Source organism: Aeromonas sp. R2-2, assembly GCF_040908355.1.
GTDB lineage: Bacteria > Pseudomonadota > Gammaproteobacteria > Enterobacterales > Aeromonadaceae > Aeromonas > Aeromonas veronii.
This window is the reverse complement of record NZ_JBFODQ010000006.1, coordinates 84,177-99,477: the sequence shown is the minus strand read 5'-3', so window position 1 is coordinate 99,477 and position 15,301 is coordinate 84,177. Positions and strand designations below refer to the sequence as shown.

Genomic DNA, 15,301 nt, shown 5'->3' with positions numbered 1-15,301 from the left:
GACCATGCATACATCCACCGACATCACGGTGCCATCAGCGGCCGCTGACGAGAGCAGTGGCGATGCCCAGTACCTGACATTTCTGATCAACAACGAGATGTTCGCCATCAATATTCTGGGGGTCAAAGAGATCATCGAATACGGCAATATCACTCCGGTTCCGATGATGCCGGGTTTTATTCGCGGCGTAATCAACCTCAGAGGAGCGGTAGTGTCGGTCGTAGACTTGAATGCCCGCTTTGGCAATGCACCTTCGGTCATCACTCGCCGCAGTTGCATCGTCATTATTGAGGGGGTGGCCCCGCAGGGCGATGAACCTGTAGGTCAGGATATTGGCGTTGTGGTGGATTCCGTATCGGAAGTACTGGGTATCCCACAAGCAGATATCGAGCCCCCACCCAGTTTTGGTGCCCGCATCCGGGCCGATTTCATCAGTGGCATGGGCAAGGTCAACGGCAAATTCGTCATCCTCATCGATACCGGAAAAGTGTTGTCACTCGATGAGATGGCTCAACTCAACGAACTGGCCCAGCCACAGGCAAGGTTGCCACAAGGCAACCTGCAACCCTCCTGAACAGGCCTCCATACTCCACGACATGCAGCATAAGGAAACGCTCATGACCCAATCACTCTTAGGAAAACTCTTCGGAGACAATGCCACCGAAGTGAGGCAGCGGACCCTGTTACTCGACGCAATCGGCCAACTGCAACACGCAGTCCTGGCAGAGCAGGTTCCAGCACCACTCGATCTTTCCGGTATGGATAGCCCCTTGCGTGAAGTAGGACATGCCATCAACGAGGTGGTCACCTTGCTCAGTGACAAGCTGGAACAGAGCCGCAACGACATTAAAAAGAACCAGGTGTTGCTCCATGAGAACCAGCTGGTTCGCAAAGCCCTCGACTGCGCCAGCACCAACGTGATGATTGCCGATACCAACCTCGACATTATCTATATGAACGAGGCAGTGACCGGCATGCTCAATCAGGCCGAGACCGACATCAAGAAAGAGCTATACAGCTTCAACGCCAATCAGCTGATGGGCGCCAACATCGACAGCTTTCATAAAAATCCCGGCCATCAGCGCGCCATGCTGGCCAAACTCAACAGCACCTACCGTACCCAGATCCAGCTGGGGGGGCGCACCTTCTCCCTGATCGCCAATCCGGTCTTCAACGATACCGGTGAACGGTTGGGATCCGTGGTCGAATGGGCCGACAGAACCAAGGAGGTGATGATAGAGAAAGAGATGTCCGAAATTGTGCAGGCCGTGATCAATGGCGAGCTGCACCGCAGGATGGAACTTACTGGCAAGAGCGGCTTCTTTCAGGCGATGGGAGAAGGGATCAACCAGATTGCCGAAGTGATCGACAGCACCCTCAACGACGTCATCCGGGTCGTGCAATGTCTGGCAAAAGGTGACCTGACCCAACAGATTGAGGCGGACTACCCTGGCGTGTTTGGCACCACCAAGGATGCGCTCAACAAAACTATCGCTTCGCTCACCAACATCGTCACCGAAGTGCGCGGCGCCTCTGACAACCTCTCCAGTGCCGCCGAGCAGGTAAGCGCGACCGCCCAGTCGATCAGCCAATCCAGCAGTGAACAGGCCTCCAGCATGGAGGAGACCAGCGCCTCCATCGAGCAGATGAGCGCCAGCATCAACCAGAATACCGACAATGCCCAGGTCACCGATGGCATGGCCAGCAAGGCAGCCAAAGAGGCCGTAGAGGGAGGAGAAGCGGTCAAACTGACTGTGGATGCCATGAAGCAGATCGCCAGACGGATTGGCATCATCGATGACATCGCCTACCAGACCAATCTGCTGGCACTCAACGCAGCTATCGAAGCTGCGCGGGCTGGCGATCACGGTAAGGGCTTTGCCGTAGTGGCGGCGGAGGTGCGCAAACTGGCCGAACGCAGCCAGGTGGCAGCACAGGAGATTGGTGAGCTAGCCTCCAGCAGTGTCGAGATGGCGGAAAAAGCAGGTCGTTTGCTGGATCAGATGGTTCCTTCAATCAACAAGACCTCGGATCTGGTGCAGGAGATCAGTGCCGCTTCGGTTGAACAATCCACCGGTGTCAGCCAGATCAACCAGGCCATGAACCAGCTGAGTCAGGTTACCCAGCAGAACGCTTCTTGCAGCGAAGAGCTGGCTGCCACAGCAGAAGAGATGAGCAGCCAGGCTGAACAGCTGCAGCTGGCCATGGAGTTCTTTACCTTGGAGGCTCACGCCAAAGAAGGTAAAGCAGCCACCTCGCATCTTCACCCCAATACCCGAGGTCGCTTTATGAACGAGAGCACTGCCAACAGTCGGGAACGAGCCGCCACAGCCCAACGCCCCATCGGCGATGGCGATTTTGTCCGGTTCTAGTCACGGGAGAGGCGTTGCCTCTCCCATCTCCGACAACACAGGTAGAGGGACAGTTTTTTGTATCAAACCCAGCTGCATGATGATGAGTTCTCCCGTTTCCAGCGCTGGCTTCATCAAACGGCGGGGATAGAGCTGTCTCCAGCCAAAAAGGCGCTGGTAGCCAGCCGCCTGGCTAAGCGACTCTGCCACTATGAGCTGGATAGTTATGACGACTACTTCCAGCTCATCATGAACGATCGCAGCAGCGAACTGCAGCTGGCGCTCGATCTCCTTACCACCAACGAAACCTACTTTTTCAGGGAGCCCAAACACTTCGAGTTTCTGACGCGGGAGATAGTCTCAACCCTCCCGCCAGAGCAATCACTGCGAGTCTGGAGTGCCGCCAGTTCATCTGGCGAGGAGCCCTACAGTCTGGCCATGACCCTCGCGGAAAAACGCAGCACCTTCAACTGGGAGATCCTGGCCTCCGATATCTCGTCCAGGGTGCTGGAACAGGCGATGAGCGGTCGCTACCCCATCGAGCGGGCGCAAAATATTCCACTGCCCTTTTTGATGAAATATTGCCTCAAGGGTGTGGGCCTGCAGGAGGGCATCTTCATCATCGATCGCAAGTTGCGGGACAAGGTGCAGTTCATGCAGATCAACCTCAATCAGGATCTACCGGACATCGGCATGTTTGACGTCATCTTCATCAGAAACGTGATGATCTACTTCAACAAGGAGACCAAAGGGCAAGTTTTGCAGCGGCTGGTACCCAGACTCAAACCCGGTGGCTACCTGCTGGTGAGCCACGCCGAGAGCCTGCATGGCCTGCACCACGGCCTGCAGCTTGTCTCGCCTTCCATCTATCAGAAGAGATAAGTCATGACTCGGGAGGTGATCCTGCAACCGGGAGAACTCTTTTTTGGCAAGGAAGATGTGGTGGTCAGAACCGTACTGGGCTCCTGTATTGCCATCACCTTGTGGCATCCGGAGCAGAAACAGGGAGGAATGTGTCACTACATGCTGCCAAGTCGGCGCAATCCCTCTGCCAAGCTGGATGGGCGCTATGCCGATGAGGCCCTCGCCTTGCTGCTGCAAGCGGCCAGTCACTATCCCGCCCCCATCCATGAATATGAGGCCAAGTTGTTCGGGGGTGGCAACATGTTTACCGAGCCTCAATACGCACAGAGCGACAACAATGTCGCCGCCAAAAATATTCAGGCAGCCTGGCAGCTGACCCGACACCTTGGCCTTGATATCAAGGCTCATCATCTTGGCCATAGCGGCCACCGAAGCTTGCTCTTTGAGCTCAGCAACGGCAGTGTCTGGCTCCGCCATCATCGTCTGCCACATCAACGGGAGTCGCGAGAATGAAGCAGATCCGGGTCATGCTGGTGGATGATTCCGCCGTGGTCAGACAGGTATTGCAAGCGGTGCTGGAGCAAGAGCCCGATATCCGGGTGATCGCCACAGCATCAGATCCCCTGTTTGCCCAGGAAAAACTGAAGAAAGAGTGGCCTGACGTCATCGTGCTCGATGTGGAGATGCCCCGTATGGATGGCATCACTTTTCTCACCAAGATCATGGCAGAGCATCCAACCCCGGTGGTGATCTGCTCCTCCCTCACCGAAAAAGGTGCCGAGACAACCTTGCAGGCAATGGCTGCCGGCGCGGTGGACATCATCACCAAACCGACCATGGGGATAAAAAGCTTTCTGCAAGAATCTGCCCACGACCTGGCCATGGCGGTACGTGCCGCGGCCCAGGCCAACCTCAAGCGCGTGGGCAAGCCCTCCTCTGTACCAGTCAGCACCAAACTCAACGCGGATGCTATGCTGGCGCCCAACCAGCACGCCATGGCACAAACCACAGAGCGGCTCATCGCCATCGGCACCTCGACCGGCGGCACCCAGGCACTGGAAGCCGTGCTGACTGCCTTGCCCCGGGTCAGCCCCGGCATTGTCATCGTGCAGCACATGCCAGAGAAATTTACCGCCATGTTTGCCGAGCGGTTGAACGGGGTCTGCCAGATAGAAGTGCGGGAGGCGAGAAACAATGACCGGGTGATCCCGGGGCTGGCGCTGATTGCCCCCGGCGGCAAGCATATGCTGCTCAAACGCAGCGGTGCCTACTATCACGTCGAGGTAGTCGACGGGCCGCTTATCAACCGCCATCGCCCCTCGGTGGATGTGCTGTTTCGCTCCGTCGCCAAATATGCCGGCAAGAATGCCACCGGCATCATCATGACCGGCATGGGGGATGACGGAGCCCGGGGATTGCGCGAGATGCTGGATGCGGGTGCCAACACCTATGCCCAGGATGAGGCCTCCTGCGTGGTCTTCGGCATGCCCAAGGAGGCGATCAAGCTGGGAGCAGCCCGCCATGTACTTCCCTTGCAAGAGATGCAGTACGCCATCCTCGGCAAGTAATCCCTTATTGCGCGTTTTGACCATAAAAAAATCCGGCTCCCATTGGGGAGCCGGATTTTTTACATCAACCGGAACCTATCCGGTATCAGGCGAGCAGATTACTCTGCAGCAGGCGCTTCTTCTGCGGCCGGAGCGGCGTCAGCAGCAGGTGCAGCTGCTTCGGTCGGGGCGTTCGCTTCCTTGATGGAGAGACGTACGCGGCCCTGACGATCCACTTCCAGTACCTTCACCTTGACCACGTCACCGATGGTCAGGTGGTCAGCCACGTTCTGTACGCGAGCGTCGGTGATCTGGGAGATGTGTACCAGACCATCTTTGCCCGGCAGAATGTTGACGAATGCACCGAAATCGGCCAGACGAACAACTTTACCTTCATAGATGCGGTTCACTTCGATCTCGGCGGTGATGGCCTCGATGCGACGGATCGCTTCCATGGCAGCTTCGTTGGCCACGGCGGAGATACGTACAGTACCGTCATCATCCAGCTCGATGTTGGTGCCGGTCTCTTCGGTCAGCGCACGGATCACGGAACCACCCTTACCGATCACGTCCTTGATCTTCTCAGGATTGATCTTGATGGTGTGGATACGCGGTGCAAAATCGGAGATCTGGGCACGGGGAGCCTGGATAGCTTCGTCCATCACTTTCAGGATGTGCAGACGAGCGCCACGAGCTTGCTTCAGAGCAATCTCCATGATCTCTTTGGTGATGCCTTCGATCTTGATGTCCATCTGCAGCGCGGTCACACCTTCGGTGGTACCGGCTACTTTGAAGTCCATGTCGCCCAGGTGATCTTCGTCACCCAGAATGTCGGACAGCACGACGAAACCTTCTTCTTCCTTCACCAGACCCATGGCGATACCGGCAACGGAGGCCTTGATCGGCACACCGGCATCCATCAGCGCCAGAGAGGAACCACAGACAGACGCCATGGAGGAGGAGCCGTTGGATTCGGTGATTTCAGAGACCACGCGCACCACGTACGGGAACTCGGCGGCGCTCGGCATCACGGCAGCAACGCCGCGCTTGGCCAGACGGCCGTGACCGATTTCACGACGCTTCGGGCTACCCATCATGCCGGTCTCACCGACACAGTATGGCGGGAAGTTGTAGTGCAGCATGAAGCGATCGGCACGGTTGCCGGTCAGCTCGTCGATGTTCTGGGCGTCACGCTCGGTACCCAGAGTGGCGACCACGATGGCCTGAGTTTCACCACGGGTGAACAGGGCAGAGCCGTGAGCACGGGGCAGAATACCGGTACCTACGCTCAGGGCGCGGATCATTTCCGGATCGCGACCATCGATACGCGGCTCACCACGTACTACGCGACCACGAACGATGCGGCTTTCCAGGCTGTGGAACTCTTCGCCGATCTTCTTGGCATCTTCTTCCACACCGGAAGCGATAACTTGCTCAACCACACGACCCTTGATGGCCGCGATGGTTTCGTAACGAACTGCCTTCTCGGTGATGCGGTAGGCTTCACCCAGTTCGGCGCTCGCCAGCTCGGCAACCTTGGCTTTCAGCGCTTCGTTGACGGCAGGCGGAGTCCAGTCCCACGGCTTGGTGCCGACGGCAGCGGCAAACTCGTTGATCGCATTGATCACGGTCTGCATCTGCTCGTGACCGTATACCACGGCGCCCAGCATCACTTCTTCGGAGAGGATGGCCGCTTCGGACTCAACCATCAGCACGGCATTGGCAGTACCGGCAACCACCAGATCCAGATCGCTCTGCGGCAGTTCGGTAGTGGTCGGGTTCAGCACATACTGACCGTTCATGTAACCCACGCGAGCAGCACCGATCGGGCCGCCAAACGGGATACCGGAGATGGCCAGTGCAGCAGAGGCACCGATCATGGCAACGATGTCGGGGGATACGGCCGGATTCACGGACATTACGGTCGCAACGACCTGAACCTCATTGAGGAAGCCTTCCGGGAACAGCGGACGAATAGGACGGTCGATCAGACGGGAGATGAGGGTCTCGCCTTCGCTCGGACGGCCTTCACGACGGAAGAAACCACCCGGGATACGACCAGCAGCATAGGTACGCTCCTGGTAGTTGACGGTCAGCGGGAAGAAATCACGGCCGTGATCGGCCTCTTTCTTGCCGACTACGGTCACAAATACGCAGGTATCGTCCATGCTGACCATAACGGCCGCAGTGGCTTGACGGGCCATCACACCGGTTTCCAGAGTGACGGTGTGTTGACCGTACTGGAATGACTTTACAATAGGATTCACGTGAATTTCCTTTTTACAATTTGGCTCTTTAAATTCGCGCACAAGTATACTTGATTCGATGCAAAAGGTAAGCGGCGACGCGAATTCTGTGAGGCAGGCAACGGCTTGAAGAGCAATAAAAAAGGGGAACCTGACGGTTCCCCTTTTTCGCGAAATCTGATGGTCGATTAACGACGCAGACCCAGCTTGGCGATCAGAGCAGCATAACGCTCGGAATCTTTACGCTTCAGGTAGTCCAGCAGCTTACGACGCTGGGAAACCATGCGCAGCAGACCGCGACGACCGTGGTGGTCCTTGGAGTGCTCTTTGAAGTGACCTTGCAGATGGTTGATCTGGGCAGTCAGCAGGGCAACTTGCACTTCGGGGGAACCGGTGTCGTTGGCGCAACGAGCGTTGTCAGCAACGATTTGAGCTTTGATCTCAGCATTTAGAGACATGGTAATACTCCAGTAGAGTGTTTAAAGGTTCACAGCCAATCTCTAATTCAGCCGTGAAATGAGGGCGGTATCATAATCGTCCCCGCCCCTTTTCGCAACGATAAAGAGGCGAAACGGGAAAGACGCCCTGATACCGCCTGAGGATCACTCCTCGTCGTGATAACGCACCAGTCGCTTGGGAGCGACGCGGCCATCGTCATCAATCTCGCCAACCCCGATGAACTCACGCTCCGGGCCGACCGTCATGCGAACCTGGCCGCTTTGCGGCGCACCCGCCACCTGCACGGCCTGGCCCTGATTCACATAGGCAGCCACAACCGCCAGCATGTTCACCTCGGGCAAGCTTGCTACGGCGGTATCCATCGGCAACAACAGCGGATCCAGCTGCTCGCGCGGCGGGATGCTCTCGGCCTTGGCCTGCTCGAAGATGCACTCGAGTTGCTCCAGGGTCAGCATACGCTCGTACGGATAGCTGGCCACCTGGGTACGGCGCAACTGGGTCACGTGGGCGCCACAGCCCAGCACTTCACCCAGATCATCCACCAGAGAGCGGATGTAGGTGCCCTTGCTGCAGTGCACTTCAAGGCGTAGTTCATCACCTTCAAAGCTCAGCAGTTTGAGCTCGAATACGGTGATGGGACGGGCTTCTCGCTCGATCTCGATGCCTTCGCGGGCATATTCGTAGAGCGGACGGCCGTTGTGCTTGAGCGCGGAGTACATGGAGGGCACCTGCATGATGGGGCCGCGGAACTGGTCCAGCGCCTCGATCAGGGTACCGACAGCCACGTTCACCGGACGGGTGGAGACCACCTCACCGTCGGAGTCGCTGGTGTTGGTGCGCTCGCCCAGTTTGGCGGTCACCTCATAGCGTTTGTCCGCTTCCAGCAGATACTGGGAGAACTTGGTGGCCTCGCCGAGGCAGATCGGCAGCATGCCGGTCGCCAGCGGATCCAGTGCGCCGGTGTGACCGGCCTTGGCGGCGTTGTAGATGCGCTTGACCTTCTGCAACACATCGTTGGAGGTCAGGCCGGTCGGCTTGTCCAGCAGCAGAATGCCGTGCACATCACGGCCCTTGAAACGACGTCTTCGGGTCATCTCAGGCTTTATCCTCAGTCGTGTCATCCGGTGCGGATTCAGCTTCTTCGTCACGGCCGGATTCGGCCATGCGACGCTTGTCTTCACGCACAGTGTTGGTCACCAGGTTGGAGAGACGCATCCCCTCGACCAGGGTCTGGTCGTAGTAGAAACGCAGCTCGGGCACCACGCGCAGACGCATGGCACTGCCCAGCAGACTACGGATATATCCGGCTGCTTCGGTCAGACCCTGCAAGCCTTCCTTGATGCGCTCAGCATCATTTTCCAGCTGCAAGAAGGTGACGTAAATCTTGGCATAGTTGAGGTCACGGGACACTTCCACATCGGAAACGGTCACCATGCCGATGCGCGGGTCTTTCACCTCGCGCTGCAGGATCAGCGCAATTTCACGCTGGATCTGCTGTCCGACCCGACGGGTCCGGCTGAATTCTCTGGCCATATTCTATCCTGCGATAAAAGGGGGCCGCGGCCCCCTATTTTGTCTAACTCTCGGCTTACAGAGTCCGTTGGATTTCAACAGTCTCGTAAACTTCGATCTGGTCGCCTTCGCGCACGTCGTTGTAGTTCTTGACCGCGATACCACACTCGTAGCCGTTGCGAACTTCATTGACGTCATCCTTGAAGCGGCGCAGGGATTCCAGCTCGCCTTCATAGATAACCACGTTGTCACGCAGAACACGGATGCGGTTGGAACGCTTGACCACACCTTCGGTAACCATACAGCCGGCAACTGCGCCGAACTTCGGAGACTTGAAGACGCTACGCACTTCAGCCAGACCGATGATCTCCTGACGATACTCAGGGGCCAGCTTGCCGCTCATGGCCTGCTTCACTTCGTCGATCAGGTCATAGATGACGGAGTAGTAACGCAGATCCAGGCTCTCGGATTCGATGACCTTGCGCGCAGATGCGTCGGCACGGACGTTGAAACCAACCAGGATGGCGCTGGAAGCAGCAGCCAGGGTCGCGTCGGTTTCGGTGATACCACCTACGCCGGAACCCACGATCTTCACCTTCACTTCGTCGGTGGAGAGTTTGACCAGCGCATCGCAGATCGCTTCCACAGAACCTTGTACGTCGGCCTTGATCACCACGTTCACTTCGGACACTTCGCCCTCGGTCATGTTGGCGAACATGTTTTCCAGCTTGGCCTTCTGCTGGCGAGCCAGCTTGACTTCGCGGAACTTGCCCTGACGATAGAGCGCCACTTCACGGGCTTTCTTCTCGTCACGGACAACGGTGGCTTCGTCACCGGCAGAGGGAACGCCGGACAGACCCAGGATTTCCACCGGCAGGGACGGACCCGCTTCCTTGATCTCGCGACCCAGTTCGTCACGCATGGCGCGAACACGGCCGTACTCGAGACCACACAGAACGATGTCGCCCTGACGCAGAGTACCTTCTTGTACCAGTACGGTAGCAACCGGACCACGACCTTTATCCAGGAAGGATTCGATCACGACGCCGTTGGCCATGCCATCAACCACCGCTTTCAGCTCCAGTACTTCGGCCTGGATCAGGATGGCTTCCAGCAGGTCGTCGATGCCTTCGCCAGACTTGGCGGACACGTGCACGAACTGGCAGTCTCCACCCCAATCTTCGGACATGACGTTGTAACGGGCCAGTTCGGTCTTGACGCGATCCGGATCCGCTTCGGGCTTGTCGATCTTGTTGACCGCAACAACCAGCGGCACACCGGCAGCCTTGGCGTGCTGGATAGCTTCGATGGTTTGCGGCATCACGCCGTCGTCAGCTGCAACAACCAGAACAACGATATCGGTCGCCTTGGCACCACGAGCACGCATGGAGGTAAACGCCGCGTGACCCGGGGTATCCAGGAAGGTGATCATGCCACTGTCGGTCTGGACGTGGTAAGCACCGATATGCTGGGTAATACCACCGGCTTCGCCAGCAGCAACCTTGGCTTTACGAATGTAGTCGAGCAGCGAGGTCTTACCGTGGTCAACGTGACCCATGATGGTAACGACCGGTGCGCGCGGCTTGGCTTCGGAGGTCTCGTCACGATCGGACAGTACCGCCTCTTCCAGCTCGTTCTCACGACGCAGCACAACCTTGTGACCCATCTCCTCGGCGACCAGCTGAGCGGTCTCCTGGTCGATCACCTGGTTGATGGTGGCCATGGCACCCATCTTCATCATCACCTTGATGACTTCAACGCCCTTGACGGCCATCTTGTTGGCCAGCTCGGCCACAGTGATGGTCTCGCCGATGACGACGTCGCGGTTCACCACGGCAGCCGGCTTGTTGAAGCCGTGCTTCATGGCGTTCGGCATGGCGACCTTGCCGCGCTTGCCTTTACGGGCACGCGGGTTGCGAGAGTCGCGATCATCTTCACGACGACCGGCTTTCTTCGGTGCCTTGGCAGCTGCAGCAGTGCGGCGGCTGGTCTCTTCTTTCCGATCCAACTCGTCTTCTGCGGCTTGCGCATGCTTGTTGGTGGTCAGATGGTAGTCGCTGCTCTCTTTGGCGCGAGCGGCCTCTTCTTCAGCCCAGCGGGCTGCGTTCTGTTCCGCCATGAGACGAGCCTCTTCGGCTTTCTTCGCGGCGAGTTCTTCAGCTTTTTTCAAAGCTGTTTGTTCCTGTTGGCGCTTCAGTTCTTCTGCTTCGCGCTTGGCCATCTTTTCTGCCTCTTGCTGAGCTGTGCTACTGGCTGCTTTGGCGGGCTGTGAAGCCTGTCGAGCCTTTGATTGTGCCTCGATCCGCGCCTTTTCCTCAGCTTCACGACGAGCCTGCTCAGCCTCACGGCGAGCCTTCTCTTCAGCTTCGAGGCGAGCCTTCTCTTCGGCCTCGCGACGAGCTTTTTCTTCTGCTTCCAAACGCGCTGTTTCCTCGGCTTCCGCCTGACGCTGTTCATCTTCCAGCGCCGAGCGTCTTACATAGGTGCGAGACTTGCGCACTTCTACCTGCACTTCCTTATTCTTGCCGCCAGTCCCCTGAACACTGATGGTGCTCTTGGTCTTGCGCTGCAAGGTCATGCGGGCAGGAGCGGCGACCTCGTCACCTCCATGCTGTTTCTTCAGGTGTGCCAGCAGAGCCTGTTTCTCAGACTCGCTGACCATGTCGTCGGCCTTGCTCTTGCTGATACCGGCATCGACAAACTGCTGGAGAAGACGATCAACCGGTGTGTCGATGTCAGTGGCAAGTTGTTTGACTGATACTTCTGCCATTCATTTTCCTCCGTTTGATCTTACTCGGACTGCTCTTCTCCGAACCAACAGATATTGCGAGCAGCCATAATGAGCTCACCTGCCTTCTCGGCAGTCAGCCCTTCAATATCAGCAAGGTCATCGATACCTTGCTCAGCCAAATCTTCCAGGGTGCCCACGCCACGGCCCGCCAGAGCGTAAGCCAGTTCGCGGCTCAGACCGTTCAGATTGAGCAGCTCTTCGGACGGCTCAACGCCATCGAAAGACTCTTCTTTGGCCAGTGCCTTGGTAGTCAGGGCATCTTTGGCGCGCTTGCGCAGCTCTTCGACCATGTCTTCATCCAGACCGTCGATAGCCAGCAGCTCGTTGACCGGTACAAAGGCGATCTCTTCCAGGGTAGAGAAGCCCTCTTCCATCAGCAGACCGGCGAAATCGTCGTCGATATCCAGAGTGCTGGTGAACAGGTTCATGATGCGGTCGTTTTCGGCCTGGTGCTTGGCACGCATGTCCTCAACGGTCATCACGTTCAGCTCCCAACCGGTCAGCTGGGAGGCCAGACGCACGTTCTGACCATTGCGACCGATGGCCTGAGCCAGGTTGGCAGCTTCCACGGCGATATCCATGGTGTGGTTGTCTTCATCAACGATGATGGAGGCCACATCGGCAGGTGCCATGGCATTGATCACGTACTGGGCCGGGTTGTCATCGTACAGCACGATGTCGGCACGCTCACCGCTCAGCTCGGCGGAGACAGCTTGCACACGGGCACCACGCATACCGATACAGGCACCGATCGGGTCGATACGACGATCGTTGGTCTTCACCGCGATCTTGGCGCGGGAACCCGGATCACGGGCAGCGCCCATGATTTCGATCATCTCTTCACCGATCTCCGGTACTTCGATACGGAACAGCTCTTTCAGGAAGTCCGGGCTGGAACGGCTGACAAACAGCTGGGAACCACGGGCTTCCGGGCGTACTGCATAGAGCAGGCCACGGACACGGTCGCCCGGGCGGAAGGTTTCACGCGGCAGCATGTCATCACGGAAGATCACGGCTTCAGCATTGCTGCCCAGATCCAGGATGATGTTGTCGCGGTTGCTCTTCTTGACCACACCACTGATGATGGTGCCTTCTTTATCTTTAAATTGATCAACTACTTGTGAACGCTCGGCTTCGCGCACTTTTTGCACGATAACCTGCTTGGCGGTCTGGGTAGTGATACGGTCGAAGGTTACAGAGTCGATCTGGTCTTCAACATACTCACCGATCTGGATTTCCGGCTGATCAATTTGTGCCGCTTCCAGGGTGATTTCAGCATAGGGGTTCTCCATCGCGGATTGATCCGCAATGACTACCCAGCGGCGATAAGTGTCGTAGTCACCGGTCTTGCGATCGATTTCGACCCGAACTTCAATCTCGCCTTCATATTTCTTCTTGGTCGCAGTCGCCAGCGCGGTTTCCAGAGCCTGGAAGATCTTCTCGCGGGGTACCGCTTTCTCGTTGGATACTGCGTCAACGACCAGCAAAATCTCTTTATTCATATCCGATAGCCTCGTTAACCAAAGTTCGGCACTATGTTCGCTTTTTGGATATTGGTGAAAGCCAACACGTCGTCCTTACCATCTACTGTCAGGGTGATCATGTCGCCTTGCACAGCTTTGATTACGCCTTTGAACTTGCGGCGGTTGTTTGTTGCCATCCGAAGCGTTACCGCCGCCTCTTGGCCAACGTATTTTTCGAAATGGGCAACCTTGAACAGGGGACGATCCAGGCCTGGGGAGGACACCTCGAGGTAGTACTCCTCGGTGATGGGATCTTCGACGTCCATGATGGCGCCAACCTGATGGCTGACCTCAGCACAGTTCTCGACAGTCACCCCCTGCTCGCCGTCGATATAGACACGCAAGGTGGAGTGTTTACCCGCACGGATAAACTCAATACCCCAAAGTTCAAAACCCAAGGCAACGACCGGAGCCTCGAGCAGATCGGTCAAACGTTGTTCCAACGTAGCCAAAGTCACCCTCCGAAAAACAAAAAAAGGGCATAAAGCCCAGATAGATATCGATTCAGAGTAAATTGCACATAACAAAAAGCCCCGATGTCAAATCGGGGCTTGGCGCTTTACCCTGATTGTCGCCTCGCAGCGACCGCCTTCCTGAGCGTAGGAAATGCGTGAAATTTGGTTGCGGGGGCCGGATTTGAACCGACGACCTTCGGGTTATGAGCCCGACGAGCTACCATGCTGCTCCACCCCGCGTCCGAAATCGTGCGAGATTATAGCCACTTCACTCTCTCGATACAAGACTGACTGGCTATAATACACTCGGTTTCCCGAGCTCACTGCTTAATTGGTGCCGTGGGCGGGACTCGAACCCGCACACCCTAGAGCACTACCCCCTCAAGATAGCGTGTCTACCAATTCCACCACCACGGCAAAACTCTTACTCTGGAACGTCAGTATCTTTCTTTACTGGCGCTGTGGTCTGCTCAACCTGTTGGGTTTGTTGCAGATTTTCCCACTCACTACCCTGCTTGACCTTGTTGCTGGACATAGATCCGAGCACCAGGCTGATAACGAAAAACAGAGTAGCCAAAATTGCTGTTGTTCGGGTCAGGAAACTGCCTGAACCACCGGAGCCGAATACTGTGTTCGATGCCCCTGCGCCGAAGGAGGCGCCCATATCAGCCCCTTTACCTTGCTGAATCATCACCAGACCAATCAGAGCCAGTGAAACCAGCAGATAAACGACTAAAAGAATTTCGTACATTTAACTTGCACCCTTTGCCGCTTCAACAATTCCTAAAAACGCATCGCTATCGAGGCTTGCTCCGCCAATCAGCCCGCCATCAATGTCGGGCTGTGCAAACAAATCTCTCGCGTTGCTCGGCGTTACGCTCCCACCATAGATGATTCTAACTTTCTCACCTATTACCGGAGTATCCTCCGCCAAGCGACCACGTATGAAGGAATGAACCTCTTGTGCCTGCTCGGGTGTGGCGCATTTACCTGTACCTACAGCCCAAATCGGCTCGTAGGCGATGATAGCATTATCGAAAGCCATCGCGCCATTTTTCTCTATGACGATATCCAGCTCTTCAGCGATCACCTCGAAGGCTCTTCTCGCCTGCCTCGCCGCACCTGACTCACCTAAACAGAGGATGGGAATCAAGCCTGCCGCTCTGGCTGCCGCAAACTTCTCTGCGACGATAAAACTGGTCTCACCAAAGAGACGCCTGCGCTCGGAGTGCCCTACCAGTACGTAGCGACACCCTGCCTCAACCAGCATCTGACACGAGATTTCTCCAGTGTAAGCGCCAGTAGCGTGCTGACTCACATTCTGAGCCCCCAACTTTATTACTTTCTGCTCATTGAGCAGTGAAGCGCTAAAGTCGAGATGCACATGGGAAGGACAGAGAACCACATCTACTTTTCCGTCAACGCCGTTTAGGCACCGACTCGTAAATTGCTCTAACTGCGACCTACTACCGTGCAACTTCCAATTGGCTGCTACAAACGGCTTGCTATGTCCCATCGGCAACTCCCTTGCGAAAGCGGGGCTGATAATATCC

14 protein-coding genes and 2 tRNA genes are annotated in these 15,301 nt (G+C 56.7%); 5 read left to right on the top strand and 11 right to left on the bottom strand.

Annotated features, from left to right (window positions below):
* The first annotated feature begins 4 nt into the window (after nucleotides 1-4).
* From AB5Z09_RS01215 to AB5Z09_RS01195, 5 genes are read left to right on the top strand one after another with little or no spacing between them, the layout of a single operon-like run.
* Nucleotides 5-574, top strand: coding sequence for a chemotaxis protein CheW (locus AB5Z09_RS01215; RefSeq protein WP_042080654.1), 570 nt, complete (start codon nucleotides 5-7; stop codon nucleotides 572-574).
* A gap of 43 nt (nucleotides 575-617) precedes the next feature.
* Nucleotides 618-2,372, top strand: a complete 1,755-nt coding sequence (locus tag AB5Z09_RS01210) for a methyl-accepting chemotaxis protein (protein ID WP_216948098.1) — start codon at nucleotides 618-620, stop codon at nucleotides 2,370-2,372.
* Between the two features lie 57 nt (nucleotides 2,373-2,429).
* Entirely contained in the window at nucleotides 2,430-3,233 is an 804-nt protein-coding gene (locus AB5Z09_RS01205; protein WP_064338649.1) for a protein-glutamate O-methyltransferase CheR, read from the top strand.
* A gap of 3 nt (nucleotides 3,234-3,236) precedes the next feature.
* Nucleotides 3,237-3,728 (top strand): chemoreceptor glutamine deamidase CheD, encoded by a 492-nt coding sequence (cheD, locus tag AB5Z09_RS01200; RefSeq protein ID WP_005338793.1) that lies wholly within the window; start codon nucleotides 3,237-3,239, stop codon nucleotides 3,726-3,728.
* Nucleotides 3,725-4,783: a chemotaxis response regulator protein-glutamate methylesterase gene (locus AB5Z09_RS01195; protein ID WP_005338795.1), complete on the top strand. Its 1,059-nt coding sequence runs from the start codon at nucleotides 3,725-3,727 to the stop codon at nucleotides 4,781-4,783. The genes cheD and AB5Z09_RS01195 overlap by 4 nt, the downstream gene beginning before the upstream one ends.
* A gap of 98 nt (nucleotides 4,784-4,881) precedes the next feature.
* Here the strand turns inward: AB5Z09_RS01195 and pnp are convergent, their stop codons facing one another.
* The 11 genes from pnp to tpiA all read right to left on the bottom strand — a co-directional run bounded on the left by pnp (nucleotide 4,882) and on the right by tpiA (nucleotide 15,264).
* Nucleotides 4,882-7,029, bottom strand: coding sequence for a polyribonucleotide nucleotidyltransferase (gene pnp / locus AB5Z09_RS01190; protein ID WP_005338796.1), 2,148 nt, complete (start codon nucleotides 7,027-7,029; stop codon nucleotides 4,882-4,884).
* Between the two features lie 167 nt (nucleotides 7,030-7,196).
* Nucleotides 7,197-7,466 carry a 30S ribosomal protein S15 gene (gene rpsO, locus AB5Z09_RS01185; RefSeq protein WP_005338797.1) on the bottom strand — a complete coding sequence of 90 codons (270 nt, stop codon included), beginning with the start codon at nucleotides 7,464-7,466 and terminating at the stop codon, nucleotides 7,197-7,199.
* A 144-nt stretch (nucleotides 7,467-7,610) separates the two neighbouring features.
* Nucleotides 7,611-8,561, bottom strand: coding sequence for a tRNA pseudouridine(55) synthase TruB (truB, locus tag AB5Z09_RS01180; RefSeq protein WP_368194457.1), 951 nt, complete (start codon nucleotides 8,559-8,561; stop codon nucleotides 7,611-7,613).
* A 1-nt stretch (nucleotide 8,562) separates the two neighbouring features.
* Nucleotides 8,563-9,000 carry a 30S ribosome-binding factor RbfA gene (rbfA, locus tag AB5Z09_RS01175; protein ID WP_005338799.1) on the bottom strand — a complete coding sequence of 146 codons (438 nt, stop codon included), beginning with the start codon at nucleotides 8,998-9,000 and terminating at the stop codon, nucleotides 8,563-8,565.
* Between the two features lie 55 nt (nucleotides 9,001-9,055).
* On the bottom strand, nucleotides 9,056-11,749 hold the full coding sequence (gene infB / locus AB5Z09_RS01170) for a translation initiation factor IF-2 (RefSeq protein WP_005338806.1): 2,694 nt from the start codon (nucleotides 11,747-11,749) through the stop codon (nucleotides 9,056-9,058).
* A gap of 20 nt (nucleotides 11,750-11,769) precedes the next feature.
* Nucleotides 11,770-13,272, bottom strand: coding sequence for a transcription termination factor NusA (gene nusA, locus AB5Z09_RS01165; protein ID WP_245132891.1), 1,503 nt, complete (start codon nucleotides 13,270-13,272; stop codon nucleotides 11,770-11,772).
* A 14-nt stretch (nucleotides 13,273-13,286) separates the two neighbouring features.
* The gene (gene rimP, locus AB5Z09_RS01160) at nucleotides 13,287-13,745 is read right to left on the bottom strand and encodes a ribosome maturation factor RimP (protein WP_005338809.1); all 459 of its coding nucleotides are present in this window, start codon (nucleotides 13,743-13,745) and stop codon (nucleotides 13,287-13,289) included.
* A 166-nt stretch (nucleotides 13,746-13,911) separates the two neighbouring features.
* A tRNA-Met gene (locus AB5Z09_RS01155) sits at nucleotides 13,912-13,988 on the bottom strand.
* Between the two features lie 92 nt (nucleotides 13,989-14,080).
* A tRNA-Leu gene (locus AB5Z09_RS01150) sits at nucleotides 14,081-14,165 on the bottom strand.
* 7 nt (nucleotides 14,166-14,172) lie between these two features.
* Nucleotides 14,173-14,499, bottom strand: coding sequence for a preprotein translocase subunit SecG (gene secG, locus AB5Z09_RS01145; protein ID WP_368194456.1), 327 nt, complete (start codon nucleotides 14,497-14,499; stop codon nucleotides 14,173-14,175).
* A complete protein-coding gene (gene tpiA, locus AB5Z09_RS01140) occupies nucleotides 14,500-15,264 on the bottom strand; it encodes a triose-phosphate isomerase (protein ID WP_368194455.1) in 765 nt (254 codons plus the stop codon).
* Nucleotides 15,265-15,301 lie beyond the last annotated feature (37 nt).